1 protein-coding gene and 1 pseudogene are annotated in these 2631 nt (G+C 79.2%); both read right to left on the reverse strand.

All coding sequences use genetic code 11. The annotated features are described in order from the left end of the window. Positions 1-271: pseudogene (locus tag E1283_RS34950) on the reverse strand (ribosome hibernation-promoting factor, HPF/YfiA family); the annotation flags it as partial. Between the two features lie 512 nt (positions 272-783). After that, the gene (locus E1283_RS34955; RefSeq protein WP_165956358.1) at positions 784-2421 is read right to left on the reverse strand and encodes a thiamine pyrophosphate-binding protein; all 1638 of its coding nucleotides are present in this window, start codon (positions 2419-2421) and stop codon (positions 784-786) included. Positions 2422-2631 lie beyond the last annotated feature (210 nt).

Genomic DNA, 2631 nt, shown 5'->3' on the forward strand with positions numbered 1-2631 from the left:
GCGCCTGGTCGAGCGACATGGGTGCGGCGAGATGCGTCTTCTCGCGCACCACCAGGGGCCCGTCCCCCTCCACGACCACCGAGCCGATGCGCCGCACGGGCGGCTGCGCGGGGCCAGGCGCCGGCGCCGCGCGCACCGGGCGGTAGCGGCGGCGACGCCGGGCTCGGTCCGCGGATCGCCTGCTCGCGCAGGCGTCGGCCGCCGGGCGGCGCAGCGCGTTGCCCGGCGCGGGCTCGCCGGCAGGCGCCCGGTGACCGTGGCTGGTGTCCAAGGGAGTTCGCCGTATGGTCGCACCGACGCGATGCGCTCGCGCAGGCGTGCGCGGCAACCAGGCAGGGCAGCCGTCAGCCGCACGCGACCACCCGGGGCGCAAGCGTCCACCGCCACCGGGCAGCGGGCCGAGCGGCGCACGATGACCATGGCCAGCGGCGAGGGAACTCACCGGTTCGTCACGCCGACGCCGTCCGCACGCACAGGCGCGCGCAGCGACCAGGGCAGGGCGGTCGACAGCCGCACGCGGCGCAGGCATCCGCCGCCGGGCAGCGGGCCGTGTGACAGCGCAGGGTAGGCGGGCTCGCCCGCCGGCGGAAGCACGCCGAGCCGTCGAGCGAACACAGGCCCTCGGCCACGGACGGCCCCGCGCCACAGCGCGCCATGGCGGCGACGAGGCCGCGAGGCGTGCCGAGCTGCCGGGACCTCGGCCGCGCCGCAGGGACGGCAGGCCCGCCCTCGCAGGGGTCCGGAGCCCCCCGGGCGGCGGCCCGGCGCGGGGCTCGGCGTCGGTCAGGGCCGGCCCGCAGGGCCCCCGTGCGAGAGGGCGCGGGCCACGGCTTCGGAGGCCGGGTTGCGGTAGGCGGGGTTGACGCGGATGTCGACCAGGACCGGGCCCTCGCGGTGGGCCATCGCGGCGTGGAGCTCGGCGAGTTCGGTGGGGCCCTCGATCCGGTGGCCGGCGGCGCCGAACGCCGAGGCCAGCGCGGCCAGGTCGGGGGACGGGTGGTCGGCGGGTCCCGGCCCGGCGGCGGTGCGGCGCAGGTTGTGCCGTTCCTGCCCGAAGCCCTGGTCGTTGAGGACCACCACGGTCAGCGGCAGGCGGTAGCGGACGGCGGTGTCGAGTTCGGCGAGGGACATCATCAGGTCGCCGTCCCCGGTGACGTGCACGACGCGGCTTCCGGCCCGGGCGAAGCAGGCCCCGACGGCGACGGGCAGGGCCTGGCCGATGGCGCCGAAGTCCGTGCTGACGCACGTCCAGGCGAGCGGGCTCGGGGCCGGCAGCGACTGGCAGGCGGTCAGCGCGGCGTGGCCGCCGCCGACGACGACGCCGTGGCCGGGCGGCAGCAGCGGGACGAGGGCCAGGAGCGCGTGCCGGGGGTCGAGGGTGTCGGCGGTGTCCTGGTAGGGCCGGGGGTCGGGAGAGGCGCGGTCGGGGAGTCGGAGGGACGGCCCGGGTCGCCGGTCCCGGCCGAGCAGGTCGGCGAGCCGGCGCACGGTGGGCGCCGCGTCGCCGTGGAGGGTCAGGGCCGGCCGGGGCCCGTCGGCCGGGTCGCCGGCGGCCCGGTCGACGCGGAGCAGCGTGGTGGCCGGGGCGAGTGGGGGGACGGACAGCGGGTGCAGGCTGGTGCCGACGGCGAGCAGGGTGTCGCAGTCGGCGAGCGCGGGCCCGGCGCGGCCGTCGCCGAGGCCGCCGCACACGCCGGCGTCGTGCGGGTGGCCGGCGAACAGGCCGTTGGCCGGCAGCGTGGTGGTGAGCACGGCGGGGAGGGCGTCGGCCAGTTCGCGGAGCGCGGGCCCGGCGGCGAGCGCGCCGCGGCCGGCCAGGATGCCGACCCGCCGGGCGTCGGCGAGCAGCCGCGCCGCCGCCTCGACGCGGGTGGCGTGCGGCCGCCTCGGCGGGCGCCGCCGTTCGGGCGGCTCGTCGCCCGGCCGCCACGGCACCCGGTCCTGCTGGACGTCGGCCGGCAGGTTGAGCACGAAGGGCGCGCCGCGGGCGAGCGTGGCCCGGGCGGCGCGCCAGACGGTGGGCAGGTCGGCGGCGCGGCGCAGCGTGGCGGTCCGGCAGCCGAGGGCGCGGGCGAAGGCGTCCTGGCGTAGGTGCTGGGGGTTGCGGAGTTCGCCGGCCGGGGTGTCGCCGGCCAGCAGCAGCACGGGTGAGCGGTGGCTGCGGGCCACGGCGAGCGCGGTGCCGGTGTTGGTGAGTCCCGGGCCCGCCGTGACGGTGGCCACCGCGGGGCGGCCGGTGAAGCGGGCGTAGCCGTCGGCCATGCTCACGACGGCGCTCTCGTGCCGGCCGTGCACCACCCGTAGTCCGAGCCGGTCCTGGAGGTCGCACAGCAGGTCCTGGTTGGCCGCGCCGAGCAGCGCGAAGACGGTGTCGAAGCCGGCGGCGGCCAGCGCGTCGGCCAGTGCCTCCCTGGCCTTCACGACGCCGCGCCGGCGACGGCTCGCCCTCGGCGGTGTCCGCCGCGGCTGGATTCGTCCATGCCCGATCCCCACCGGGCCCGCCCGACGGAAAGCCGGCGCACGCCCTCGTATCACCCGACCGGTGAAATGGCTTCCCGCGCGGCCGGGGGTTCGAACATGGGCGTACCCCGTGCGGGGCGCTCGGGGGCGGCGCTCCGCACGGGGTACCGG

The sequence above is a fragment of the Streptomyces hainanensis genome (assembly GCF_004348415.1).
Taxonomy (GTDB): domain Bacteria; phylum Actinomycetota; class Actinomycetes; order Streptomycetales; family Streptomycetaceae; genus Streptomyces; species Streptomyces hainanensis.